We start from the raw sequence: 24,897 nt of genomic DNA, 5'->3' as shown, positions 1-24,897 counted from the left end.
GCATGTCCGTCCCGGAACCGGTCCGCATCGTCTCCCGCGACTCCCCCATGGCGCTCGCCCAGGTGGACCGGGTGCGCGCGGAGCTGGCCGCCGCCCGCCCCGGAGTGCGCACCGAGGTCGTGCCCGTCACGACCACCGGGGACAAGTGGCTGGGCGATCTGTCGCAGGTGGAGGGCAAGGGCGCGTTCACCAAGGAGGTGGACGCCGCGCTGCTCTCCGGCGCGGCGGATCTCGCCGTGCACTGCCTCAAGGACGTGCCCGCCGACCGTCCGCTCCCGGCCGGCACGGTGTTCGCCGCGTTCCTGAAGCGGGACGACGTCCGTGACGCCCTCGTGCACCCCGGCGGACTCGGTCCGGACGAGCTCCCGCCCGGCACCCGGGTGGGCACCTCCTCGGTGCGCCGCGTCGCCCAGCTGGCCGCCGCCCATCCGCACCTGCGCTGCGTGCCGTTCCGCGGCAACGCCAACCGGCGGCTGGAGAAGCTCGCGGCCGGCGAGGCGGACGCCCTGCTGCTGGCGGTCTCCGGTCTCGAACGCATCGGCCGCACCGACGTGATCAGCGAGGTGCTCCCGATCGAGACCATGATGCCGCCCGTCGGGGCGGGCATCCTCGCGCTGCAGTGCCGGGAGGACGACACCGAGCTGATCGACACGGTCAGCCCGCTCGGCGACCCGGACACCCATCGCGAGGCCACCGCCGAACGCATGCTCCTGCATGTGCTGCAGGGCCACTGCAACAGCCCGATCGCCGGCTGCGCGCGGATGGACCGCGGGGGCGAACTGTCGTTGCGGGCCTGTGTCTTCACACCGGACGGCAAGACCCGGCTGAACGCGCACGAATGGGCGGGGCGGCTCGACCCCGCCACGCTCGGCACGTCCGTCGCGGTGGCCCTGTTGCGTCAGGGCGCCCGGGAGATCATCGACGGCATCCCGCACTGAGCGCGGCTCAGGAGGTGCCTTCCTCCGCCTGCTCCTGGAGGAAGACACTCACCTGCTGGGCGAGGGATTCCCGGCAGGCGCCCACGGGCGCTCCCGCGGACCCGTCGGCCGCACCGACGCCGCCCGTCCACAGCCGCCGCCCGGCCCACTCCTCCTCGGCGCGCAGCTGCACCTGGACGTCGACATGGCTCAGGGACGCCTCGGGACCGGCCGCGTAGATCACCGCGGTGGCCCGGCGCAGCGGGTACACATCGAATCCTTCGATGAACTGCGAGTTGCGCCAGTCGATGAATGCGCTCTCGCCGTCCGGGCCGGTGCGCACATCGATCTGACCGTCTTCGAGATGAATACAGAAAGGCCGAACGCCGCGATTCTCGACGGTCACGCGGAGACGGAAGTACGTCAGCCCCTCGGCGGCGTCGTCCCGTCCGCGCGGCGGTTCACCGGATTCCAGACGGTGGACGCGGACCCGCAGACCGGCATGCTCGTCGTACTCCTGCCAGTCCCCGACCACGTTCGGCTCGTACACGCTGCACCTCTCGACTTCTGTCCGCTGCTTCCTATCTGTGTGCTCAGCGCACTGTCAAACGAGCGGAATGCGCCGTGGTCAGGCAGTTCGCCCCATCTGATCGCCGATCAAGCGCTGCGCTGGAGGAATCGCCCGACCGGCGGACCGGGGCCGGGACCGCGGCGTGCCGCACATCACGTCCGCCCCGTGATCGCCGGCGTGCCGCCGGGACGGCGCCGTGCGCCCCGGGACACGGGCCCCGGGGCCCCGGCGCCGGCGCCGTACACGCCCGGTCCGGGGAATTTCACTGCCCGAATTCACTCGCCTCCGGACCGTGCGCATTACATGAATGCAGGCGCGTGAATTCCGGCAGCCGTTTTGAAATACCGGCGGACGGGGAAAGGACTTCTCAGTGCTTCGGACAGGAGGCACGTCCGTGGGAACCGGTTCGCCGGCCCCGGGCCCGTCCCGGTCCGATTCGCCGCTTCCCACGGGGTCTGTCCATCCGGCACCCCGCTCAGGGAGGTGCGCGCGATGCGTACCATCAGTCCCAGGAAGCCGCACACCCACGACGACGCCCCCGACACGGCCGGGGCCTTCGCACGTCTGGCCGGGCTGCCCGAAGGGCCGGAGCGCAGGGCACTGCGCGACGAGCTGGTCACGGCGTGGCTGCCCATGGCCGAGCGGATCGCCGTCCGGTTCCGGGGCCGCGGCGAGGCCCTCGAGGACCTGTACCAGGTGGCGGCGCTCGGTCTGGTGAAGGCCGTCGACCACTACGACCCGGCGCGCGGCAACGCCTTCGAGGCGTACGCGGTGCCGACCATCACCGGTGAGATCAAGCGCCACTTCCGCGACCACATGTGGACCCTGCACGTTCCGCGCCGGGTCCAGGACCTGCGCAACCGCGTGCGGCACGCGGCCAAGGAACTGTCCCAGACGACCCCGGGCCGGGCACCCACGGTGGCCGAGATCGCCGCGCACGCCCAGCTGACCGAGGACGAGGTGCGCACCGGCACCGAGGCGCTGGAGTGCTTCTCCGCGCTGTCGCTGGAGGCGGAGATGCCGGGCACCGACGGGTACGCCCTCCAGGACGCGATCGGCGGTCCGGACCCGGGCTACGACACCGTCGTCGACCGGGTGGCGGTGCGGCCCTGTCTGGAGGCGCTGCCGGAGCGCGAGCGGCTGATCCTCTATCTGCGTTTCTTCAAGGGCATGACGCAGAGCGGGATCGCCGCGCAGCTGGGCATCTCGCAGATGCACGTCTCCCGGCTGCTCAGCAGCTGCTTCGCGCAACTGCGCGAGGAACTGCGGGCCGAGGCCTGCTGAAGTCCGCCGCGCGGCGCGTCAGCGCTCGGGCCGCACGCCCGGCAGGCGGGACGGGCCGAGCCGGTCCAGGACCTCCTCGAGCACCGTGCGCACCTCCGTCGGCAGCACTCCGGTGCGTCCCCAGACGAGGATCATGTCGGCGACGTTGCGCAGCTTGATGTTCGTGCGCTGGGAGACCTCCTTGAGCACCGCCCAGCCCTGGTCGGGCGAGACCCGCCCGAGTGCGACGATCATGCCGATCGCCTGGTCCACCACCGCGTGCGAGACCACCGCTTCCTTCAGCTGCTGCACTTCCCGCTCCAGCTGGAGAATCCGGTCCGCGCCCCCGTCCGTGGGCATGGTCACCTCCGAGTCCGGTGTGCCGCTCTCGTGGCGCCTTCGCATAGTGCTTGAGTGCCTTCACCCAGTGTCGGATCCATCCATGGTCCCCACTCGGGCCGCCCTGTGCCACCGGGATGGTCCGCGGGCGGCCGGAGCCACCGTTTCGGGGCCACCGCCGGGGTACTCGGCAGGCGCCCGGACCGGTACCCGGCGGACACTGGTGCCATCCGGGTGGCTGCCGGGCCGACGAGATCAGGACGCGACTTCCATGAACCACGACATGCCCTCCCCCGCCGGTGCGACGGACGTCGTCTCGACGCACTCCGTGTACGGTGCGCCCTGCTGGGTGAGTCTGACCAGCCGCGACATGCGGACGACCGAGGAGTTCTACTCGGCCGTGCTGGGCTGGGAGTGGCGTCCGGCGCGCCTGGGCGACCGGTTCCGGATGGCCCTGGCCGACGGCCGGCCGGTGGCCGGGATCGCCGCGGTGGCCGGGATGTGGCAGATGGCGGTGGCGTGGACGCCGTACTTCGCGGTGCGCAGCGCGGACGAGGCCGCGGCACGGGTGATGGAGCGCGGCGGCACCACTGCGGTCGGCCCGATCTCCCTGCCGCCCGGGCGCGCCGCGCTGCTGGCCGACCGGGACGGGGCGACGTTCGGGATCTGGGAGGGCGAGCTGTTCACCGACTGGCACACCTGGCGCCGCGCGCAGCTCGCCTTCATCCGGCTGCACACCCGGGACGCCTTCGACGCGGCGATCTTCTACGGCGGGGTCTTCGACTGGGCGTCCGGTGAACCCGGGTGCTGCGAGGCGCACTACGAGGGCGAGGAAGTGGTGCTGCGCAGCGAGGGGGACGTGGTGGCCCGCATCTCGTCGGGGGCGGTGGGCTCGGCACCCGATCCGGCGATCCGGCCGCACTGGCAGGTCCACTTCGCCGTGCGGGACGTGGCGGCCTGTGCCCGCGCCGCGGAGCGGCACGGCGGCAGTGTGCTGTCCGAGGGGCCCGAGGAGGCCGTGCTCCGCGACAACGAGGGGGCCCAGTTCACGGTGACCTCGCGCCGGGAGCGCTGACCTCCCCGGGGCCGGCCGTCACCCCGAGGTGCGGGACGGGCGGGAGAGCAGGACCAGGCTGCGGGCGTCGACGGTGAGGGTGGTGCCGGCCTTGCGTTCCGACTCGTCGGGGGCGCCCTCCGGGTCGGCGGTGTCGATCAGGGCCGTCCAGCACTCGCCGTAGGAGGCGTCCGGCAGCCGGAAGTCGACCGGTTCCCAGTGGCTGTTGAGCAGCAGCAGGAAGGAGTCGTCGACCAGCCGCCCGCCGCGCGGGCCGGGTTCGGCGATGGCGTCGCCGTTGAGGAACACGCCGACCGAGTGGGCGTCGGAGCGCTGCCAGTCGTCGTCGGTCATCTCCTGGGCGTCGGGCAGCAGCCACACCAGGTCGGGCAGCGGCTGGCCGGCGTGGCGCACGGTCTCGCCCCGGAAGAAGCGGCGGCGGCGCAGCACGGGGTGAATCACCCGCAGGGAGATGAGCCGGCGCGTGAAGTCGAGCAGGCTGCGCTGTTCCTCGGTCGTCCGCCAGTCGATCCAGCTGATCTCGTTGTCCTGGCAGTAGGCGTTGTTGTTGCCACGCTGGGTGCGGCCGAGTTCGTCGCCGTGGGAGAGCATCGGGATGCCCTGCGAGAGCAGCAGCGTGGCGAGGAAGTTGCGCTGCTGGCGGGCGCGCAGCTCACGCACGGCCGGGTCCCGGGTGGCGCCCTCGACGCCGCAGTTCCAGGACCGGTTGCCGCTCTCGCCGTCCCGGTTGCCCTCGCCGTTGGCCTCGTTGTGCTTGTCGTTGTACGAGACGAGGTCCCGCAGGGTGAAACCGTCGTGCGCGGTGACGAAGTTGACGCTGGCGCGTGGCCGGCGCCTGCTGTGGGCGTAGAGGTCGGAGGAACCGGTCAGCCGGGAGGCGAACTCGCCCAGCGTGTGCTCCTCACCGCGCCAGAAGTCCCGTACGGCGTCACGGTACTTGCCGTTCCACTCGGACCACAGCGGCGGGAAGTTGCCGACCTGGTATCCGCCCTCGCCGACGTCCCACGGTTCGGCGATCAGCTTGACGCGGCTGATCACCGGGTCCTGCTGGATCAGGTCGAAGAACGCGGAGAGCCGGTCCACCTCGTGGAACTGCCGGGCCAGGGTGGCCGCGAGGTCGAACCGGAAGCCGTCGACATGCATCTCGGTGACCCAGTATCTCAGCGAGTCCATGATCAGCTGGAGCACGTAGGGGTGGCGCATCAGCAGGCTGTTGCCGGTGCCGGTGGTGTCGTAGTAGTGGCGCCAGTCGCCGTCGACCAGGCGGTAGTACGAGGAGTTGTCGATGCCCCGGAAGGAGAGCGTGGGGCCCTTCTCGTTGCCCTCGGCGGTGTGGTTGTAGACGACGTCCAGGATCACCTCGAGCCCCGCCGCGTGCAGGGTCTTCACCATGTTCTTGAACTCGGTGACCTGCCCGCCGCGGGTGCCGTGGGCGGCGTAGGCGTTGTGCGGGGCGAAGAAGCCGATGGTGTTGTAGCCCCAGTAGTTGGCCAGGCCCCGGCTCTGCAGCACACCGTCCTGGACGAACTGGTGCACCGGCATCAGCTCCACGGCGGTCACGCCGAGCGAGGTGAGGTGCTCGACCACGGAGGGGTGCGCGAGACCCGCGTAGGTGCCCCGCAGTGCCTCGGGGACGTCGGGGTGGGTGCGGGTCATGCCCTTGACGTGGGCTTCGTAGATCACCGTGTCGGAGTAGGGGCGGCAGGGGCGGGTGTCGTCGCCCCAGTCGAAGGCCGGGTCGGTCACCACGCCGAGCATGGTGTGGCCGGCGCTGTCGGCCGGGTCGGGGCCGTGCGGGCTGCGCTCGTAGAGCGAGGGGTGGTTGTCGATCTGGCCGTCCACCGCGGTGGCGTAGGGGTCCAGGAGGAGTTTCGCCGGGTTGCAGCGGTGCCCGGCCGCCGGGGCCCAGGGGCCGTGCACCCGGTAGCCGTAGCGCTGTCCGGGGCCGACGCCCGGGAGGTAGCCGTGCCAGACGAAGCCGTCGGCCTCGGTGAGCCGTACCGTGCGGTGCCGGCCGTCGTCGTCCACCAGGACCAGGTCCACGCGTTCGGCGACCTCGCTGAAGAGCGCGAAGTTGGTGCCCTCCCCGTCGTGGGCCGCACCCAGCGGGTAGGGGCGCCCGCTCCAGGCGGGCGCCCCTTTCCTGTTCTGTCGCCGGGTCACCGGACCTCCTCCAGGAGGCCGCCCGGCGTTCGTACCCGGCCGGTGAGCGTGGCCACGCTCACCTCGCGGGGCAGGTCCAGGCCCTCGCTCTCGCGGGGGTCGGGCGCCGTCGGCACCAGCGGGACGCGTTCGCCGGCGCGGGCGCGCTGCGAGAACCAGATGACCTTGCTGCCGGACTCGGTGGCGCAGCAGCCCCAGCCGTCGCTGCTCGCGGCGATGTGCTGGAGGCAGCCGCGCAGCTCCTGGTCCGGGCGCAGGGCGCGGTCGTGGTCCCCGATGGCCGTGATGAGGTGCTGGCCGTTCCACCACATCTCGATGGACGTGTTCTTGTCGGTGGCGTGCTCGTCGATGGCGCGCAGCAGCATCTCGGCACCGCCGCAGACCGGTTCCATCAGGTTCTCCAGGTCCCAGAACCGGAGGTGAGCGGCCAGTATGCGGCTGACCTGTCCGACTTTCTCCGGGCTGACTTCCACGTCGAGGTGGTAGTAGCAGGGCACTGCGGTCTTCATGGTCGTTGGCTCCTCACCGCGAATGCTCGCGCTCCTTCTCGCCCCTTCGGGACGGGCCCCCGAACACGGAACGTGAGCGGGTATCGCTTCTGAGTCACCTTCAGAGTGCGGGGGTTGGTCCATTCGTGCAACACGAGCGCACACCTGAGGCGTACGGGGCGACAACTGAGCGCCAGACGGGCCGTCGGCACCCGTTTCGGTGGCCGCCAGAGCTGGTTGAAAACCCAACAAGACGTTGCGTCATCACCCGTGCACCATGTGTGAAGACCTCGATCGCCGTTACGGGTTCGTGCATCTGTGCGCACGCTCCTGCCCGACCGTCGGGACAACGCGCCTCCATCGAGCCCCGGAAAGGTGAACGGCGCATGCTGCTACCCGCCAAAGCCGAAGTTGCCCGGCAGTTGCGTCGCTACCGGGCCTGGGAACGCGTGATGCTGGCGGCCCCCACCGACCACACGGTGCGGGCCACCTTCGAGGACTCCGGTTACACCCTCTGCGTGCTGATGGGGAAGCGCTGCGCGCGGGAGGCCGCGGACGCCGCCGAACGGTACCTGCGCACCACCGCCGTCACCTATCTGCAGGAGCAGAACGACAGGCCCCGTCCGGCCGCCACGGTCAGGCGGGGTCCGCCGGCCGTCGAGCGGCGCTCCCCGGCGGGAAGGCCCTGACCTTCCCGCCGCTGTCTGTCCCCCGCCCGGGTGTCCGCCCGGGCGCCGAGTACGGCGGAGGTGCGAAGACACATGAAGACGACCCGGACCATCGGTCGTGTCCCGGTGCGCGACGTCCGGCCGTCCGTCGACTGCGGCAGACGGCCGGCCAAGTCCGTCGTGGGGGAGGCGTTCGAGGTCACGGCCACGGTGTTCCGGGAGGGGCACGACGCGGTGGCCGCCAACGTGGTGCTGAAGGACCCCGAGGGACGGCCGGGCCCCTTCACACCGATGCGGGAACTGGCGCCCGGCACGGACCGGTGGGGCGCGGAGGTGGTCGCGGACGGGCCGGGCCTGTGGACCTACCGCGTCGAGGCCTGGGGAGACCCCGTGGCCACCTGGCGGGCGATCGCCTGCGTCAAGGTCCCGGCGGGCATCGACGCCGGGCTGGTGCTGGAGGAGGGTGCCGACCTCCACGAGCGGGCGGCGGCCGGAGTTCCGCGGAACGACGGGCAGGACGTGGTCCTGACGGCGGCCCGGACCCTGCGCGACGACTCCCTGCCCTGCGCCACCCGGCTGGCGGCGGCGTTGACGCCGGAGGTGGACGCGGTGCTGGCCCGCCACCCGCTGCGGGAGCTGGTCACCAGCAGCGAACCGCTGCCGCTGCTGGTGGAACGCGAGCGGGCCCTGTACGGGGCCTGGTACGAGTTCTTCCCCCGCTCCGAGGGCACCCCCCAGCAGCCCCACGGCACCTTCGACACCGCCGCCCGCCGCCTGCCCGCCATCGCCGCGATGGGCTTCGACGTCGTCTACCTCCCGCCCATCCACCCCATCGGCACCACCCACCGCAAAGGCCCCAACAACACCCTCAACGCCGGTCCCGACGACGTCGGCGTCCCCTGGGCCATCGGCTCCCCCGAAGGCGGCCACGACACCGTCCACCCCCGCCTGGGCACCCTGGAGGACTTCACCCGCTTCGTCACCCGCGCCGGCGAACTCGGCCTCGAAGTCGCCCTCGACTTCGCCCTGCAGTGCTCCCCCGACCACCCCTGGGTGCACAAACACCCCGAGTGGTTCCACCACCGCCCCGACGGCTCCATCGCCCACGCCGAGAACCCGCCCAAGAAGTACCAGGACATCTACCCCATCGCCTTCGACGCCGACATGGACGGCCTGATCGCCGAGACCTGCCGCATCCTGCGCCACTGGATGACCACCGGAGTGCGGATCTTCCGCGTCGACAACCCCCACACCAAACCCGTGGTCTTCTGGGAACGCGTGATCGGCGAGATCAACCGCACCGACCCCGACGTCGTCTTCCTGGCCGAGGCCTTCACCCGCCCGGCGATGATGCACACCCTGGCCCAGATCGGCTTCCAGCAGTCCTACACCTACTTCACCTGGCGCACCACCAAACAGGAACTGACCGAGTACCTCACCGAACTGTCGGGGGACGCCGCCTCCTACATGCGGCCCAACTTCTTCGCCAACACCCCCGACATCCTGCACGCCTACCTCCAGCACGGCGGCCGCCCCGCCTTCGAGGTCCGCGCCGTCCTGGCCGCCACCCTCTCCCCCTCCTGGGGCATCTACAGCGGCTACGAACTGTGCGAGAACACCCCCCTGCGCGAGGGCAGCGAGGAATACCTAGACAGCGAGAAGTACCAGCTCCGCCCCCGCGACTGGGAGACCGCCGAACGCGAGGGCCGCACCATCACCCCCCTGATCACCCGCCTCAACACCATCCGCCGGGACCACCCCGCCCTGCGGCAACTGCGCGACCTCCGCTTCCACGGCACCGACAACGACTCCGTGATCGCGTACAGCAAACGCAGCGGCGACGATGTCGTGCTCGTGGTCGCCAACCTCGATCCCCACCACACCCAGGAGGCCACGGTCTCGCTCGACATGCCGCAACTCGGCCTGGACCGGCACGCGTCCGTGCCGGTGCGCGACGAGCTCACCGGCGAGACCTACCACTGGGGCAGCGCCAACTACGTCCGGCTGGAGCCGGGGCGGGCTCCCGCGCATGTCCTGCACGTCCAGCGACCGCCCGCCGTACAGCGAATCGGAGGGCGAGGAACGCCATGACCGTGAACGAGCCAGTGCCGGACATGTTCGAGGACACCCCGGTCAGGGACCGGGACCCCGACTGGTTCAAACGCGCCGTCTTCTACGAGGTCCTGGTCCGTTCCTTCCAGGACAGCAACGGCGACGGCATCGGCGACCTGAAGGGTCTGACCGCCAAACTCGACTATCTCCAGTGGCTGGGCGTCGACTGTCTGTGGCTGCCGCCCTTCTTCAAGTCGCCGCTGCGCGACGGCGGCTACGACGTCGCCGACTACACCGCCGTCCTGCCCGAGTTCGGTGACCTCGCCGACTTCGTCGAGTTCGTCGACTCCGCCCACCAGCGCGGGATCCGCGTGATCATCGACTTCGTCATGAACCACACCAGCGACCAGCATCCGTGGTTCCAGGAGTCCAGGAAGGACCCCGGCGGACCGTACGGCGACTTCTACGTGTGGGCCGACGACGACACGGGCTACCCGGACGCGCGGATCATCTTCGTCGACACCGAGGCCTCCAACTGGACGTACGACCCGGTGCGGGGGCAGTACTACTTCCACCGCTTCTTCTCCCACCAGCCGGACCTCAATTACGAGAACCCGCGCGTGCAGGAGGAGATCCTGGCGGCCCTGCGCTTCTGGCTGGACCTCGGGATCGACGGGTTCCGGCTGGACGCGGTGCCGTACCTCTACGCGGAGGAGGGCACCAACTGCGAGAACCTGCCCGCCTCGCACGCCTTCCTGAAGCGGGTGCGCAAGGAGATCGACACCCAGTACCCGGACACGGTGCTGCTGGCGGAGGCCAACCAGTGGCCGGAGGACGTCGTCGACTACTTCGGCGACTACGCCGCCGGCGGCGACGAGTGCCACATGGCCTTCCACTTCCCCGTCATGCCCCGCATCTTCATGGCCGTGCGCCGCGAGTCCCGCTACCCCGTCTCCGAGATCCTCGCCAAGACCCCCGCCATCCCCTCGGGCTGCCAGTGGGGCATCTTCCTGCGCAACCACGACGAGCTGACCCTGGAGATGGTCACCGACGAGGAACGCGACTACATGTGGGCGGAGTACGCCAAGGACCCCCGCATGCGCGCCAACATCGGCATCCGCCGCCGCCTCGCCCCGCTCCTGGACAACGACCGCAACCAGATCGAGCTCTTCACGGCCCTGCTGCTCTCGCTGCCGGGTTCGCCGATCCTGTACTACGGCGACGAGATCGGGATGGGCGACAACATCTGGCTCGGTGACCGCGACGCGGTGCGCACACCGATGCAGTGGACCCCGGACCGCAACGCCGGGTTCTCCTCCTCCGACCCGGGCCGGCTGTTCCTGCCCACGATCATGGACCCGGTCTACGGCTACCAGGTGACCAACGTGGAGGCGTCCATGGCCTCCCCGTCGTCCCTGCTGCACTGGACCCGCCGGATGATCGAGATCCGCAAGCAGAACCCCGCCTTCGGCCTCGGCTCCTACACCGAGCTGCCCTCCTCCAACCCCGCGGTCCTGGCCTTCCTGCGCGAGTTCGAGGACGACCTGGTGCTCTGCGTGCACAACTTCTCCCGCTTCTCCCAGCCGACCGAGCTCGACCTGCGTGAGTTCGACGGCCGCCATCCCGTCGAGCTGTTCGGCGGGGTGCGGTTCCCGGCCATCGGCGAGCTGCCGTATCTGCTGACCCTCGGGGGCCACGGCTTCTACTGGTTCCGGCTCACCCGAGTCGCGTCCCGCAACGGCCGACGACTGTGACCGTGTGCCGGCGAGAGGAGGCGTCACCATGACGAAGACCGCATTCCTGCGCCCCCGGAGCGCTCCCGCCGAGCCCATGGAGTCGCTCACCGGGCTGCTGCGCGAGTGGCTGCCGCTGCAGCGCTGGTTCGCCGGCAAGGACCGGCCCGTCACCGACCTCGGTGTGCTGTCGATGACGGAGCTGTTCCCGGGCTGTCTGCACGTGCTGGTGCACGCCGGGCACGGGGGCGTGCCCGCTCCCGGGGGTGCCGCCCCGGCCGGTGACTGCTACCAGCTCCTGCTCGGTGTGCGCGAGCACCCCTCGCCGCGGCTCGGCAAGGCGCTCATCGGCAGGGTGCTGGACGGCCGGCTCTCCGGACTGACGGTCTACGACGCCCTGCACGATCCGCGCGCCGCCCAGCTGCTCCTGGAACGGCTGCGCCGGCCCGGTACGGAGGGGCCGCTGCGCTTCGAGTGCGACACGGCGCAGGAGGTGCCCGCCCGGCTGGTGCCCCGCCTGATGACCGCCGAGCAGTCCAACTCGTCCCTGGTCTACGGCGACGAGTACATCCTGAAGGTCTTCCGGCGCGTCCAGCCCGGTGTCAATCCGGATCTCGAGGTGCCGGGGGCGCTGGCCCGCCAGGGGTGCCACCGGGTCCCCGCGCCGGTGGCCTGGTTCCGCACCACCCATCCGTTCAAGGCGACGCTCGGCGTGCTCCAGCCGTATCTGCGCAACGCCTCCGACGGCTGGACACTGGCCCTCGACGCGCTCGCCTCCCGTGACGACTTCACCGCCCAGGCCCACGCGCTCGGCCGGGCCACGGCGGACGTCCATCTGGCGCTGTCGTCCGCGTTCCCCATCGGCGCGCCCGGCGAGAACGGGCGGACGGCGGCCGCGATGACCGAGCGGCTGACCGCCGCGGCGCACGCCGTGCCCGTGCTCCAGCCGTTCGTGCCGGGACTGCGGACCGCCTTCGCCGCGCTGGCCACCTGCGACGCCGGGCCGCCCGCCCAGCGCATCCACGGCGACCTGCACCTGGGGCAGGTGCTGCGGGCCGGGCGCGAGTGGTTCGTCATCGACTTCGAGGGCGAGCCGTCCCGGCCGCTGACCGAACGGCGCAGCGCCCACTCCCCTGTGCGGGACATCGCCGGGATGCTGCGCTCCTTCGACTACGCCGCCCGGCAGCGCCGCCCCTGGCGCCCGGAGTGGGCGCGGCGCTGCCGCGAGGCCTACTGCGCGGGCTACGCCGCCCGCGCCGGCTGGGACCCGCGCAAGAAGCACGGCCTGCTCCGCGCCTATGAGACGGACCGGGCCGTGTACGAGGTGCTGTACGAGGCCCGGCACCGACCCGACTGGCTGCCCGTGCCGATGGCGGCGATCGAGCGCCTCGCCGTGAGAGGAGACTGAAGCCGTGGCCCTGCACAACACCCCGCTTCCCGAATCGGCCGGGCCCGCCCCGTCCGCCCCCGCGGCGCCGGGAGCCGCGCCCGCCCTCGACCCGGTCGACCGGGGACGCCTGCTGGCGGGCGCCCACCACGACCCGCACGCGCTGCTCGGTGCCCATCCGGTGCCCGGCGGGATCGCCTTCAGGGCACTGCGCCCCTTCGCCCGCGAGGTGGGCGTGGTCGTCGGCGGTGAGCGCACCCCGCTCGTCTCCGAGGGCGACGGCCTGTTCTCCGCGGTCCTGCCGCTGGACGCCATCCCCGCGTACACCCTGACGGTGGCCTACGAGGACCACGACCCGGTCGAGACGCACGACCCGTACCGGTTCCTGCCCGCGCTCGGCGCGTTCGACCTGCATCTGATCGGCGAGGGCCGGCACGAGGAGCTGTGGACCGCGCTCGGCGCGCACCCCATGACCCACCAGGGCGTCGCCGGCACCCGCTTCACGGTGTGGGCGCCCAACGCGCAAGGGGTGAGGGTCGCCACCGAGTTCACCCACTGGGACGGGACGGCCTTCCCGATGCGTTCGCTCGGCTCGTCGGGCGTGTGGGAGCTGTTCCTGCCGGACGTCGGCGAGGGCACCCGCTACAAGTTCGAGATCCACTCGCGCTACGGGCACCGGTTCCTCAAGGCGGACCCGATGGCGCGGCGCACGGAGGCGCCGCCGAACACGGCGTCCGTGGTGACCGCGTCGCACTACGAGTGGGGCGACGCCGACTGGTTCGCGCGGCGGGCCGAAACGCCGGTGCACGAGGCGCCGTTCTCGGTGTACGAGGTCCATCTGCCGTCCTGGCGGCCGGGGCTGACGTACCGCGAGCTCGCCGAGGTGCTCCCGGCCTACGTGAAGGATCTCGGTTTCACCCATGTCGAGCTGATGCCGGTCGCCGAGCACCCCTTCGGGCCGTCCTGGGGCTACCAGGTCACCGGCTTCTACGCGCCCACGGCCCGGCTCGGCACCCCCGACGACTTCAAGTACCTGGTCGACGCGCTGCACCGGGCCGGCATCGGCGTGATCATGGACTGGGTACCCGCGCACTTCCCGAAGGACGACTGGGCGCTGGCCCGGTTCGACGGGGACCCGTTGTACGAGCCCGGGGACTCCCGGCGCGCGGAGCACCCCGACTGGGGAACCTACACCTTCGACTACGCCCGCACCGAGGTGCGCAACTTCCTGGTCGCGAACGCCGTGTACTGGTGCCAGGAGTTCCACATCGACGGGCTGCGGGTGGACGCCGTCGCCTCGATGCTCTACCTCGACTACTCGCGCGAGGACGGCGGCTGGGAGCCGAACGCCTACGGCGGCCGGGAGGACCTGGCGGCGATGGCGTTCCTTCAGGAGATGAACGCGACCGTCTACCGGCGCTGCCCCGGTGTGGTGACCATCGCGGAGGAGTCCACGGCCTGGGGCGGGGTGACCCGGCCCACCGACACCGGCGGCCTGGGGTTCGGGCTGAAGTGGAACATGGGCTGGATGCACGACTCGCTGGAGTACGTCTCCCACGAGCCGGTGCACCGCAAGTACCACCACCACGAGATGACGTTCGCGATGGTGTACGCCTACAGCGAGAACTACGTGCTGCCGATCTCCCACGACGAGGTGGTGCACGGCAAGCAGGCCCTGGTGTCGAAGATGCCGGGCGACTGGTGGCAGCGGCGCGCCAACGTCCGCGCCTACCTCGGCTTCATGTGGGCCCACCCCGGAAAGCAACTGCTGTTCATGGGGCAGGAGTTCGCCCAAGGGGCCGAGTGGAGCGAGAAGCAGGGCCCGGAGTGGTGGCTGCTGGACGACGGCTACCACTCCGCGGGTGACCACCGGGGCGTCCAGGACCTGGTGCGCGATCTCAACGCCCGCTACCGGGCCGTCCCGGCCCTGTGGCAGCGCGACACCGACCCGTCCGGCTTCCGGTGGGTGTCGGTCGACGCCGCCGACGACAACGTCTTCGCGTTCCTGCGGTACGACGCGGAGGGCCGGCCGCTGCTCGCGGTGTCGAACTTCTCCCCGGTGGTCCGGCACGACTACGCGCTCGCCGTCGGCGACGACGTGATCGCCTGGCAGGAGGTCCTCAACACCGACGCCGTGCGCTACGGCGGCTCGGGCGTCGGCGGCCCGGACCCGGTCAAGGCGGAGGACGGCCGCCTCCGGCTCACCCTGCCCCCGCTGGCGACGGTCTGGCTGGCACCGGTCCCCCTGTGAGGCACGGCGACGGCGCCAGGTGTCCCGGGCCCTTCGCGGGGCATTCGGGGTGCGTACGGCCGAGGGGTCTCGGCGTCGTCGCGGCAGTCGCAGAGGGGCGGACATCAGGTGCGCACGGTGGGAGTGGAGGAGGAACTCCTCCTGGTCGATCCGGAGACGGGTGAACCGCGGGCGATGTCCGCGGCGGTACTGGCCCGGGCCGAGCGGGACAACGGGGACCAGGACGTCTTCGAGAAGGAACTGCACGAGCAGATGCTGGAGTTCGCCACGCATCCGCAGTCGTCCATGGACCGCCTGGGCGCGGAGATCGCCCGCTGCCGCAGGGAGGCCGCAGGGCACGCCGGGGAGATCGGCTGCGCCGTCGCCGCCCTGGCCACGTCACCGCTTCCGGTCAGCCCGTCCATCGGGGTCAACCGGCGCTACCGGTGGATGGAGGAGCAGTACGGCATCGCGACCCGCGAACAGCTCGTCATGGGCTGCCACGTCCATGTGTCCGTGGAGTCCGAGGAGGAGGGCGTCGGGGTGGTGGACCGGCTGCGGCCCTGGCTGCCGGTCCTGGCCGCGCTCAGCGCGAACTCACCGTTCTGGCAGGGCAGCGAGACGGGATACCAGAGCTACCGCAGCCGGGTCTGGCAGCGCTGGCCGTCCGCGGGTCCGACGGAGATCTTCGGTTCGGCCGAGCGCTACCACCGCCGGGTCGCCGGCATGCTCGCCACCGGCGCACTCCTCGACGAGGGCATGGTCTACTTCGACGCGCGGCTGTCCCCGCGCTACCCGACCGTGGAGATCCGGGTCGCCGACGTCTGTCTGCACGCGGAGACCGCGGGGCTTCTCGCCACCCTCGCCCGCGGGCTGGTGGAGACCACGGCGCGCGAGTGGCGGGCGGACCGGGAGCCGCCGGACCCCGGCGTGAGTCTGCTGCGGCTGGCCTCCTGGCAGGCGGCCCGCTCGGGTCTGGCGGGCGAGCTGCTCGATCCGCGGACGATGCGGCGGATGCCCGCAGGGGCAGTCGTGCGGGGTCTGCTCGACCATGCCGCCGAGGCGCTGGAGGGCTGCGGCGACCTGGAACGGGCCCGCGAGGGCTGCGCGCGGCTGCTGCGTGACGGCAACGGCGCGCAGGTGCAGCGGGATCTGATGCGGCGCACGGACAGTCTGCGGGCCGTCGTCACGGAGTGCGTGCGGCACACCCAGGCGTAGCGGGCGGGTCAGAGGATCAGGATCAGGGCGTAGACCAGGAAGAACGCCGCCATCAGGACGACCACGGCGAGGATCGCGGTCAGCGGGCCCTTGGCCCAGCCCTTGGTCGGGTTGTGCGTCTCCAGGGGCCCCGCCTCGGGCATGCTGCTCTCCGCGGGCGGGGTCTCGCCCGGGGGTACGCCGCCGCCCGGTTCGAGGCCGGTGGTGCGTTCCGGTTCGGGATCTGGGTTGACGTAGGTCATGGGGTCCGGGTCCCCCGTTTCCCTCGAGATCAACAGTGCGGGCACACTTGTCGCGATCCCGGCCCGAGGGCGGTCCGGCTCGGCTACATTCAGGCACCGCCGATGACTGTCCTCACCGGCCGAGTCACCCCCCGTACATGTCAGGAGCAGTGCATGCGCGACCTCGCTCTCGCTCCCCCGTCCGCCTCGCCCCTGACCGGCGGTCTCGCCGACAGCCTCTTCGCGACGGCGGACGAGAGCCCCACCCTGCCGATGCTCGCCCATCGTTCCGGTCCCGACTCCGCCGTCTGGGAGGAGATCACGGCCGTGGAGTTCCGCGACACGGTCGTCGCCCTGGCCAAGGGACTGATCGCGTCCGGGATCTCGCCGGGCGACCGGGTGGCGATCATGGCCCGTACCCGGCACGAGTGGACCCTGCTGTGCCACGCCCTGTGGACGGTGGGCGCGGAGGTCGTCCCGATCTATCCGACCTCCTCGCGGGAGCAGGTGGAGTGGATCCTGCGCGACTCCGGCTGTGTCGCCGTGCTGGTGGAGGACGAGCAGAGCGTGATGACCGTCGGGTCGGTGTGCGCCGTGCTGCCGGGGCTGCGGCACGTGTGGCAGCTGGACGGGGGTGCGCTGGAGCAGCTGGCTGAGCGCGGCGAGCCCCTGTCGGCGGCCATGGTCGACTCCATGCGGCGGATCGTGCTGCCGGACTCCACGGCCGTGGTCGCCTACACCTCCGGCACGTCGGGTCATCCGATGGGCTGCGCCCTGAGCCACCGCGGTCTCGCCTCCGTCTGCGACACCCTGCTGGAGGGCTGGAGCCACACGGTGGCGCCGCCCGGGGAGCGGGGGGCGGTGCTCGCCTTCCTGCCGTTCTCGCACGTCTACGGTCTGATGATCCAGAGCCTGTGCGTCCGCGGCGGTCTGCTGATGGGGTACGAGCCCGATTTCCGCGCGGAGTCGCTGGCCTCCGCCATACGCACCTTCCGGCCCACCTATCTCTACGCGGTGCCGTCGCTGCTGGAGAAGATCTACAAGAACTTCCTGCGCGCCTCGCAGCAGCACGGCCGCGGCGCGCTGTTCGAACGGGCCGCCGCCACGGCGCGGGACTTCGCCACCGCGGTGGAGCGGCAGCGGCTGGGGCTCGGCCCCGGGCCGGGCCTCGACCTGCGCCTGCAGCACGCCCTGTACGAGCGCACCGTCTACCGCAGACTGCGGGCGGCGCTCGGCGGCAGGGTGCAGCGGGCCACGTCGGGCGGATCGCCGCTCAACCGCGACCTCTCCCTGTTCTACGAGGGGATCGGCATCTACGTGCACGACGGCTACGGCCTCACCGAGACCAGCGGCGGGGTGACGATGCAGCCGTTCGGCCGGGAGAAGTCCGGCACCGTGGGGCAGGCGCTGCCCGGGATCGGGATCCGGCTGGCCGAGGACGGGGAGATCCTGGTGCGCGGACCGTCGGTGTTCCAGGGCTACGTGGGCGACGAGGCCGCCACCCGGGCCGCGCTGCACGACGGCTGGCTGGCCACGGGGGACCTGGGTGAGCTGGACTCCGAGGGCTATCTCACGATCACCGGCCGCAAGAAGGACATCATCATCACGAGCAGCGGCAAGAGCGTCTCGCCCGCGGTGCTCGAGCAGCGGCTGCGGATGCATCCGCTGGTCCACCAGGCCGTCGTGGTGGGGGACAACCGGCCGTGCGTGGGAGCCCTGATCACACTGGATCCGGACTTCCTGGCCGACTGGCGGGCGGCGCTGTCCCTGCCGGGCGAGGAGTCGGCGCGTGAGGCGCGTGAGGAGAACGCGCTCCGTGAGGAGATCGCGCGGGCGGTGGCGGCGGCCAACAGCAGTGTGTCGCGCTCGGAGTCGATCCGCGTGTTCCGGGTGCTGCCCGAGCCGTTCGACGTGACCAACGGTCTGCTGACGCCGTCGATGAAGCTGCGCCGGGACGAGATCGTGCACCGCTACGCGCTGGAGATCGACGCGATGTACCAGTCGCGCACGCGTCCGGGGCGGACCCCGGCTCCCGACGACTCCGCGAACTGGGACGACTCGGCGCGCTGGGACGACTCGGACAATGTTTTCCGCTGACCTTCCCCGGGCGGGCCGCCGGCCGGTGGCGTGTTTGTCGCTGTCCGCGCACGGGCATGCGGGCGCGTAGGCTCCGCCCTCACGGGAACCCACATGGCGAAAGGACGCATGGACTGAACGACCGCCCCGGGCGCGCCGGGGCCTGGAAGGCGAGATGGCACCCGAGCCGCGTAGGGACAGGACACTGGCCGGCGAGGAGATCACGAGCCGCATCGCCAGCTTCCCGGGGGAGCTGCACGATGTGACAGACGCACGCCTGGTCGCGGAGGAGTTCCTCTTCGACCTGGCCCGTGTGTCGGCCCCGTCGGCACCGGAACACTGGGACGACATCCTGCTGGTGGTCACGGAGCTGGCCGCCAACGCGGTCCAGTACGCGCCCGGTCCCTTCCAGTTGCGGTTGCGCAGGACCTTCGACGGCCTGCACGTGGTGATGCACGACACCAGCACCACCGAGCCCGCCCCGCGGCCCTTCCATCCGAACAGCGGGGGCGGCGGGATCGGCTGGCATCTGATCCACACACTGTGCGACCAGGTCAGTGTCGTCGGCAGCGACCACGGCAAGGAGATCCACGTCTTCCTGCCGTGGTGAGCGGGCCCGGTCTCAGCCCGGGGGCTCCTCACGGGAGGGCAGCTCCCGGTAGTAGTCCCCGACCGCGGTGAGGTACTCCGGGTCCATGGTCTCGCTGTCCGTCCGGAACCGGGGCGCCGCCTTCACCTCGGCCCGGGTGCAGGACACCGTCACCCTGCGCTCCCCCGCGTGCACGCCGGTGACGACTCCGACCGGGACGAGCAGGCTGCGGCCGAACACCCATACACCGGTGTCGACGACGAGGTGCCGCATCCCGTGGTGTTCGGCCTGGCGGTCCACACGACCGATGGTGCCGTCGCTCGCGGCGACGGTGTAGTCCGTCAGGTCCTGCTCCGGGGCCTTGCCCAGGCCCGGCGCGTACGACCAGATACTGTCGGTGGACACCGCTCGTTGCCTCCCCTGTGGACGTCCGCTGCGCGGAGCGGGCGGCGTCCGCTCCCGCCCGGCTCCACAGCGTCAAATACCCTGCGGGCGCTCGTACATTCGAAAGGCGGGGGGCCCGATACGGCGCCCTTCGGGCCGGCCCGGGACGGCCGGCGAGGCATGGGCCGGCGATTCGGGGGTACGCGCGGCTGCGCGACGAAGAGCTTGATCACCTTGTTGGAGGTACTCGTGCACATCGCCCAGGACCCGTTGTCCGTCGAGGTGACCCTTCCGCGTGAGGAGGTGGCCCTTCTCACGGTGGAGGGGTACTTGGACGTCGACACGGCGACCGAGTTCCAGCACCACCTCGCCAACCAGCTCCACCACGGCCGCCGGCACTTCCTGCTGGACCTGTCGGCGGTCCCCTTCATGGACTCGTCCGGCATGAACATCATCCTGCGCGTCTACCAGGAGGCGCGCGAACTGCCGGGGAGCGTGCACATCATCGCGCCCGCGCCGGCCGTGCGGCGCATCCTGGACCTGACGGGGGTGAGCATCACCGTCCCCGTCTCGGAGAGCGTCGACGAGGCGCTGGAGCGGGTCGACCGGCTGGACGAGGCGCCGGCCGGACCCGACGCCTGAGCATCCCCCGCGCCGCGGTGTCCGACGGGGATCGGCACAGGGCGACAACACAGAGGAGAGGAAACACGTGCCGCAGCACGAAACGGGTGGGACTCCCGGCACACCGGCGCACACGGTCAGGGACTTCCTGCTGCGCCGCAGCGAGCAGATCGCCCAGCGGTGGGCCGACGAGCCCCTGTTCCGCTCGGTCTTCACGGTCTCCCGCGAGGAGGCGGTCGAGGCGGGCAAGGCGGTCGTCGAGGCGCTCGCCCAGGTGGCCGACTCCCAGCGGGTGGAGGACCCGGACGCCGCGGGCTTCACCGGGGTGCGCGAACAGCTGGCGCGGATGGGCGCGGCCCGCTCCCGCGCGGGGCTGTCCACCACCCAGGTGGCGTCCGAGCTGGCCGCGCTGCGCCCGCCGGTGGAGAACCTCCTGGTCACCGATCTGGAGCAGGAGACACCCGAGCGGCAGCGGGAGTGCACGACGGCGCTGAACGTGCTGATGGGCACGCTGCGCCTGGTGGCCATGCAGACCGCGCTCAGCGAGGGGCAGGAGCTGATCGACCGGCAGCGGCTCCAGCTGCTGGAGGTGGCGACCCCGGTGATCAAGCTCTGGGACGGCATCGTGGCGGTCCCGCTGATCGGGACGCTGGACAGCGCACGCAGCCAGGTGGTGATGGAGACCCTGCTCAACGCGGTCGTCGACCAGCACGCCCGGTTCGCGATCCTCGACATCACCGGTGTGCCCACCGTCGACTCGCTGGTGGCGCAGCATCTGATGAAGACGGTCGCCGCGGCCCGGCTGATGGGCGCGGAGTGTGTGGTGTCCGGGATCCGCCCGGCGATCGCGCAGACCATCGTGCACCTCGGGCTGGACCTCGGCACGGTGAAGACCCGGGCGAGCCTGGCCGACGCCCTCGGGTACTGCCTGCACGAGCTGGGGGCCAACATCGTGAACGCGGCGCCCGACGGCGCGGGGCGACGGTGAGCGAGGACTTCTCCCGCCCGGTCGCGGGACATGTGCCGGTACTCAGGCTCGGGGACGTCCTCCTGGTCACCCTTCAGGGGGACCTGCACGACAGCATGGCGTTCCAGCTCCAGCAGGACCTGTCCGAAACGATCGCCCGCAGCCGGGTCACGGGAGTGGTGATCGACATCTCCGGTGTGGAGATCGTCGACTCCTTCCTCGGCAGGGTGCTGGCCGAGATCGCGGCCCAGACCGAGCTGCTGGCCGCGCGGACCGTGGTGGCCGGTATGCGGCCGGCGGTCGCCATCACCCTGGTGGAGCTGGGGCTGACCCTGCCCGGGCTGCGGACCGCGCTCACCACCGAGGCGGCGCTGGAGCTCCTCGCGCAGCCGGTCGTGCTGGGCCACCCCGGCGGCGTGCGCGAGGAGCGTCCGTGATGCACACCGGCGCGGGCGTGGAGGCCCGCCTGCCGATCCGGTCGGACATGGATCTGGTGTGGGTGCGTCAGCATGTGCGGCAGGCCGCCGCCGAGCTCGGCTTCGGTCTGGTGGACCAGACGAAGCTGGTGACCGCCGCCAGCGAGCTGGCGCGCAACGCCCTCGTCCACGGCGGGGGCGGCGTGATGGAGGCGTCGCACGTCACCGCGGAGGGCACCGACGGGCTGCGGCTCACCTTCAGCGACTCGGGACCGGGCATCCCCGATCTGGACCGGGCGCTCAGCGACGGCTACACCTCCGGCAGCGGGCTCGGCATGGGACTGGGCGGGGCGCGGCGGCTCGTGCACGAGTTCGCGGTCGAGAGTGCCCCCGGAGCGGGCACCACGGTGCGGGTCACCTCCTGGGTCTCCCGGCCGCCGCGGCTGCGTGAGGACGTCTGATGCCCCGGGTGTGGGACGTACCGGTCCAGGACCCGACCCGGGTGCGGGACGTCCGGGTCGCGGCGGAGGAGGCGGCCGCCCTGGCCGGGCTGGACGATCAGCGCACCGCCTCGGTGGCGCTGGTGGCGACCGAACTGGCCACGAACCTGCTCAAACACGCGCAGGCGGGCCGGGTGCTCATCGACGTGGTGGCCCCGTCCGTACCGCCGGAAGGGATGCCGGGCCGGGCGGTGCAGATCAGCGCCATCGACCACGGGCCGGGGATCGCCGACGTGGGCGCAGCGCTGCGGGACGGGTTCTCCTCGAGCGGCTCGCTCGGCGCGGGCCTCGGCACGTGCCGCCGCCTCGCCGACGCCTTCGGTCTGCACAGCGTGCCCGGCCGGGGCACGGTGGCGGTGGCCCGTGTCGGCCGTCCGGGCCGGGGCGCGGACGCCCCCGGCGGCCCCGGGGTGCATGCCGGCGGCGTCAATGTGCCGTTCGCCGGCGCGGACTTCTCCGGCGACGCCTGGGCCTGGGTCAGGTCCGGTGACCGGTTCACGCTGATGCTGGCCGACGGGCTCGGGCACGGGAGCGAGGCGGCCCGTGCGTCGACCGCCGCCGTGGAGGAACTGCGCCACTGGGCCCGGCTGCCGCCCGCGGAGTCCCTGCAAAAACTGCACACCGCCCTGGCCGGGACGCGGGGCGCGGCCGTCGCCGTGGCCCAGCTCGACCTCTGGACGGGCCGGCTGCGGTTCGCCGGGATCGGCAATGTGTCGGCCCGGCTGCGGGAGGGCGACCGCTGGCGCTCCCTGCTGTCGCGGCCGGGCATCGTCGGCGTGCACCGGCCGCACACGGTGCGCGAGGACGAGGTCGCCTGGACACCCGAGAGCCTGCTGATCCTGCACACGGACGGTCTGCCGGGCCGCTGGACGCCACCCGCGGACACCGGCCGGCCGCCGGCCGACCCGGCCGTGACAGCGGCGGTGACCGTCCGGGACGCGGGCAGCTCCGCCAGTCCCGTACGCGACGACACCGCCGTGGCCGTACTGGCCCCCGCCCCGCCGGAGCCGTCATGACACCCGTCCGCCCGGCCGGCGCTCCCCCGCACCCGGCCCGCGACGTCACCCCCGCCGCTCCGGCACCCATAGTTCCGATGGTCATGACACCCACCCGGTCGATCACCCCGCGCACGCGCCCGCCGCGCGGCCGCGCCGACGGCCCGAGTCCCCGCGCGACGCACACTCGTGGCACCGCGCGGTGCGGCGCTACCGTGGTCGCGTCGGCTTCTGTTGCCCCGGGGCGGTCATGACACGTATCTGGCGGATCGGGACGGTCACCGAGGCGGCGCGGGCCCGGATCGCCGTCGCGCGGCTGGCGGCGGCGTACGGGGTGTCCACGGTGGACCGCACCCGGCTGGCCACGGCGCTCGGCGGGCGGCTGCGGCAGTGCCTCGCCAAGGGCGGCACCTGGGTGCTCCGGCTGGAGGGTCCGTCCGCCGAGGAGGCGGTCCTGCGCGCCGTGGTGGTCCCCTCCCCCGACCCCGGCGCCGACGGCCCGTGGACCGTGACGGTGTCCTGTCCCGCGCCGGAGCGGACGGGTGACGACGCCGGTCCCGGGGGCGAGGACGCGGAGGGACTGGCGGAAGCGCTGCTGGGCGCCGACGAGGACACCTCCGTGGTGCTGGAGATGCTCGCCGAGCAGGAGGAGCTGGTCGCCTTCCACCGGGAGGAGCTGCACCAGACCAACCAGGGCGTCCTGGCGCTGCACGCGGAGCTGGACGCGGCCGGCAGGGCGCAGCAAGAGGCGTTCGCCGCCGAGCGCCGGGCGCGCGAGGAGGCGGAGGACGCCCGGCGCCGGCTGCGCTTCCTCGCGGACGCCAGCGCCGCGCTCCACGCCTCGCTGAACCACGACGCGATCGTGCGCCGGCTGCCGGAACTGCTCGTGCCGCGGTACGCGGACGGGGTCGACGTATGGCTGTTCGACGACGAGGACGACGGGCACCCGCCCGCCTCCCACCCGGGTGCGGCGGTGCTGGCCGCCCGCACCGGCCGTCCGCAGTACGCCGCCGACCACCCCGGAGGACTGCCCGGTGTGGACGACCGGCCCCCGTCGGCCCTGGATCCGGCACGGCCGCTGCTGTGCATCCCGCTGCTGACGCCGCGCCGCGCCCCGCTGGGCGTGCTCACCCTGTGGCCGCCCGGTGAGCGCTGGGACCCGGACGACGCCGTGACGCTGATCGAGTTCGCCCGGCGGGCCGGCATCGCGATGGACAACGCCCGTCGTTTCGAGCACAACCGGGACATCGCCGAGACGCTGCAGCGCGCCCTGCTCACGGACCTGCCGACGACGCCGGGCCTGAGTCTGGCGGCCCGCTATCTGCCCGCCACCCACGGGCTGAACATCGGCGGCGACTGGTACGACGCGTTCCGGCAGCGGGACGGCAGTCTGATCACCGTCATCGGGGACGTCACCGGGCACGGGCTGCACGCCGCGGTGATGATGAGCCAGCTGCGCACCGCGCTGCGCGCCTACGCCGTCGACGGCGGCGGGCCGGGCCGGCTGCTCACCCGGCTGCACGGATATCTGCGGCACCTCCAGCCGGACCTCTTCGCCACCGCGGTCATCGCACGGTTCCATCCGGACGAGCGCACCCTGACCTGGGCCGCGGCGGGTCATCCGCCGCCGGTGCTGCGGCTGCCCGACGGGCGGGTGCGGATCCTGGACGCCAAACCGGGCGCGATGCTCGGCATCCCGCTGCGGCAGGACATCGCCGACCACACCGAGCGGCTGGCGCCCGGTTCGACGCTGGCGCTCTACACGGACGGGCTGGTCGAGCGGCGGGCCCTGGGGATCGACCCCGGCATCGAACGGCTCGCCCGGGCACTCGGGACGTACGGCTCGGACGCGCTGGACACGGATCTGGAGCAGTCGGCGGACCGGATCCTGCACCCGTTGCTCAGTGACTCCGAGCGTGACGACGACGTATGTCTGCTGCTCTGCCATCTGCACCGGTGAGGCGGAAGCGTCCGCCGTGAGGCCCGTGCCTTCCCGGTGCGTTCCGCGGCCGGTGCGGGCATCG

Annotated in this window: 23 protein-coding genes; 17 read left to right on the top strand and 6 right to left on the bottom strand. The window is 72.1% G+C overall.

All coding sequences use genetic code 11. The features are described 5' to 3' along the window. The first annotated feature begins 2 nt into the window (after positions 1-2). On the top strand, positions 3-938 hold the full coding sequence (gene hemC, locus AC5L3C_RS34780) for a hydroxymethylbilane synthase (protein ID WP_493653075.1): 936 nt from the start codon (positions 3-5) through the stop codon (positions 936-938). 7 nt (positions 939-945) lie between these two features. On the opposite strand, the gene AC5L3C_RS34775 is transcribed toward hemC, so the two are convergent. Then, entirely contained in the window at positions 946-1,467 is a 522-nt protein-coding gene (locus AC5L3C_RS34775) for a hypothetical protein (protein ID WP_493653074.1), read from the bottom strand. A 513-nt stretch (positions 1,468-1,980) separates the two neighbouring features. Between AC5L3C_RS34775 and AC5L3C_RS34770 the strand changes: the two genes are divergently transcribed. After that, a complete protein-coding gene (locus AC5L3C_RS34770) occupies positions 1,981-2,772 on the top strand; it encodes an RNA polymerase sigma factor SigF (protein WP_125509341.1) in 792 nt (263 codons plus the stop codon). 18 nt (positions 2,773-2,790) lie between these two features. Here AC5L3C_RS34770 and AC5L3C_RS34765 read toward each other — a convergent pair whose 3' ends face one another. After that, positions 2,791-3,111: an ANTAR domain-containing protein gene (locus AC5L3C_RS34765; protein WP_493653073.1), complete on the bottom strand. Its 321-nt coding sequence runs from the start codon at positions 3,109-3,111 to the stop codon at positions 2,791-2,793. A gap of 250 nt (positions 3,112-3,361) precedes the next feature. On the opposite strand from AC5L3C_RS34765, the gene AC5L3C_RS34760 reads away from it, so the two are divergent. Then, entirely contained in the window at positions 3,362-4,165 is an 804-nt protein-coding gene (locus AC5L3C_RS34760; protein ID WP_493653072.1) for a VOC family protein, read from the top strand. A gap of 18 nt (positions 4,166-4,183) precedes the next feature. Here AC5L3C_RS34760 and glgX read toward each other — a convergent pair whose 3' ends face one another. Continuing rightward, positions 4,184-6,328, bottom strand: coding sequence for a glycogen debranching protein GlgX (gene glgX, locus AC5L3C_RS34755; RefSeq protein WP_493653071.1), 2,145 nt, complete (start codon positions 6,326-6,328; stop codon positions 4,184-4,186). Beyond that, positions 6,325-6,837 (bottom strand): pep a2, encoded by a 513-nt coding sequence (locus tag AC5L3C_RS34750; protein WP_493653070.1) that lies wholly within the window; start codon positions 6,835-6,837, stop codon positions 6,325-6,327. Before AC5L3C_RS34750 ends, glgX begins: the two co-directional genes overlap by 4 nt. 365 nt (positions 6,838-7,202) lie before the next feature. Between AC5L3C_RS34750 and AC5L3C_RS34745 the strand changes: the two genes are divergently transcribed. The 6 genes from AC5L3C_RS34745 to AC5L3C_RS34720 all read left to right on the top strand — a co-directional run bounded on the left by AC5L3C_RS34745 (position 7,203) and on the right by AC5L3C_RS34720 (position 16,104). Beyond that, positions 7,203-7,505: a DUF5133 domain-containing protein gene (locus AC5L3C_RS34745; RefSeq protein ID WP_125509333.1), complete on the top strand. Its 303-nt coding sequence runs from the start codon at positions 7,203-7,205 to the stop codon at positions 7,503-7,505. A gap of 72 nt (positions 7,506-7,577) precedes the next feature. Then, on the top strand, positions 7,578-9,575 hold the full coding sequence (locus tag AC5L3C_RS34740; RefSeq protein WP_493653069.1) for an alpha-1,4-glucan--maltose-1-phosphate maltosyltransferase: 1,998 nt from the start codon (positions 7,578-7,580) through the stop codon (positions 9,573-9,575). Then, positions 9,572-11,290, top strand: coding sequence for a maltose alpha-D-glucosyltransferase (treS, locus tag AC5L3C_RS34735; RefSeq protein WP_493653068.1), 1,719 nt, complete (start codon positions 9,572-9,574; stop codon positions 11,288-11,290). The genes AC5L3C_RS34740 and treS overlap by 4 nt, the downstream gene beginning before the upstream one ends. Positions 11,291-11,318: 28 nt before the next feature. Beyond that, positions 11,319-12,677 (top strand): maltokinase N-terminal cap-like domain-containing protein, encoded by a 1,359-nt coding sequence (locus tag AC5L3C_RS34730; RefSeq protein ID WP_493653067.1) that lies wholly within the window; start codon positions 11,319-11,321, stop codon positions 12,675-12,677. Positions 12,678-12,681: 4 nt separating this feature from the next. Then, entirely contained in the window at positions 12,682-14,907 is a 2,226-nt protein-coding gene (glgB, locus tag AC5L3C_RS34725) for a 1,4-alpha-glucan branching enzyme (RefSeq protein WP_493653066.1), read from the top strand. A gap of 108 nt (positions 14,908-15,015) precedes the next feature. After that, positions 15,016-16,104, top strand: coding sequence for a glutamate--cysteine ligase 2 (locus AC5L3C_RS34720; RefSeq protein ID WP_493653065.1), 1,089 nt, complete (start codon positions 15,016-15,018; stop codon positions 16,102-16,104). An 8-nt stretch (positions 16,105-16,112) separates the two neighbouring features. Here the strand turns inward: AC5L3C_RS34720 and AC5L3C_RS34715 are convergent, their stop codons facing one another. Next, positions 16,113-16,346 (bottom strand): DUF6480 family protein, encoded by a 234-nt coding sequence (locus AC5L3C_RS34715; RefSeq protein WP_493653064.1) that lies wholly within the window; start codon positions 16,344-16,346, stop codon positions 16,113-16,115. A 153-nt stretch (positions 16,347-16,499) separates the two neighbouring features. Between AC5L3C_RS34715 and AC5L3C_RS34710 the strand changes: the two genes are divergently transcribed. Beyond that, the gene (locus tag AC5L3C_RS34710) at positions 16,500-18,422 is read left to right on the top strand and encodes an AMP-dependent synthetase/ligase (RefSeq protein WP_493653063.1); all 1,923 of its coding nucleotides are present in this window, start codon (positions 16,500-16,502) and stop codon (positions 18,420-18,422) included. Between the two features lie 154 nt (positions 18,423-18,576). Next, positions 18,577-19,011, top strand: a complete 435-nt coding sequence (locus tag AC5L3C_RS34705; protein ID WP_493653062.1) for an ATP-binding protein — start codon at positions 18,577-18,579, stop codon at positions 19,009-19,011. A gap of 12 nt (positions 19,012-19,023) precedes the next feature. On the opposite strand, the gene AC5L3C_RS34700 is transcribed toward AC5L3C_RS34705, so the two are convergent. Further along, on the bottom strand, positions 19,024-19,395 hold the full coding sequence (locus AC5L3C_RS34700; protein ID WP_493653061.1) for a PRC-barrel domain containing protein: 372 nt from the start codon (positions 19,393-19,395) through the stop codon (positions 19,024-19,026). A 228-nt stretch (positions 19,396-19,623) separates the two neighbouring features. Here AC5L3C_RS34700 and AC5L3C_RS34695 point away from each other — a divergent pair, with 228 nt between their 5' ends. The 6 genes from AC5L3C_RS34695 (at position 19,624) to AC5L3C_RS34670 (ending at position 24,833) form a co-directional block, all read left to right on the top strand. Further along, positions 19,624-20,016, top strand: a complete 393-nt coding sequence (locus AC5L3C_RS34695) for an STAS domain-containing protein (protein ID WP_493653060.1) — start codon at positions 19,624-19,626, stop codon at positions 20,014-20,016. A gap of 67 nt (positions 20,017-20,083) precedes the next feature. Continuing rightward, positions 20,084-20,983, top strand: coding sequence for an STAS domain-containing protein (locus AC5L3C_RS34690; RefSeq protein WP_493653059.1), 900 nt, complete (start codon positions 20,084-20,086; stop codon positions 20,981-20,983). Further along, positions 20,980-21,399, top strand: coding sequence for an STAS domain-containing protein (locus AC5L3C_RS34685; protein ID WP_493653058.1), 420 nt, complete (start codon positions 20,980-20,982; stop codon positions 21,397-21,399). Before AC5L3C_RS34690 ends, AC5L3C_RS34685 begins: the two co-directional genes overlap by 4 nt. Then, positions 21,399-21,839 (top strand): anti-sigma regulatory factor, encoded by a 441-nt coding sequence (locus AC5L3C_RS34680; RefSeq protein ID WP_493654153.1) that lies wholly within the window; start codon positions 21,399-21,401, stop codon positions 21,837-21,839. The genes AC5L3C_RS34685 and AC5L3C_RS34680 overlap by 1 nt, the downstream gene beginning before the upstream one ends. Continuing rightward, positions 21,839-22,894 (top strand): anti-sigma regulatory factor, encoded by a 1,056-nt coding sequence (locus AC5L3C_RS34675; RefSeq protein ID WP_493653057.1) that lies wholly within the window; start codon positions 21,839-21,841, stop codon positions 22,892-22,894. Before AC5L3C_RS34680 ends, AC5L3C_RS34675 begins: the two co-directional genes overlap by 1 nt. Before the next feature lie 229 nt (positions 22,895-23,123). Next, the gene (locus tag AC5L3C_RS34670) at positions 23,124-24,833 is read left to right on the top strand and encodes a PP2C family protein-serine/threonine phosphatase (protein ID WP_493653056.1); all 1,710 of its coding nucleotides are present in this window, start codon (positions 23,124-23,126) and stop codon (positions 24,831-24,833) included. The last annotated feature ends 64 nt before the right edge of the window (positions 24,834-24,897 follow it).

Source organism: Streptomyces speibonae (assembly GCF_984686075.1).
The sequence above is the reverse complement of the archived record's forward strand: the minus strand, read 5'-3'. Positions and strand labels throughout refer to the sequence as shown.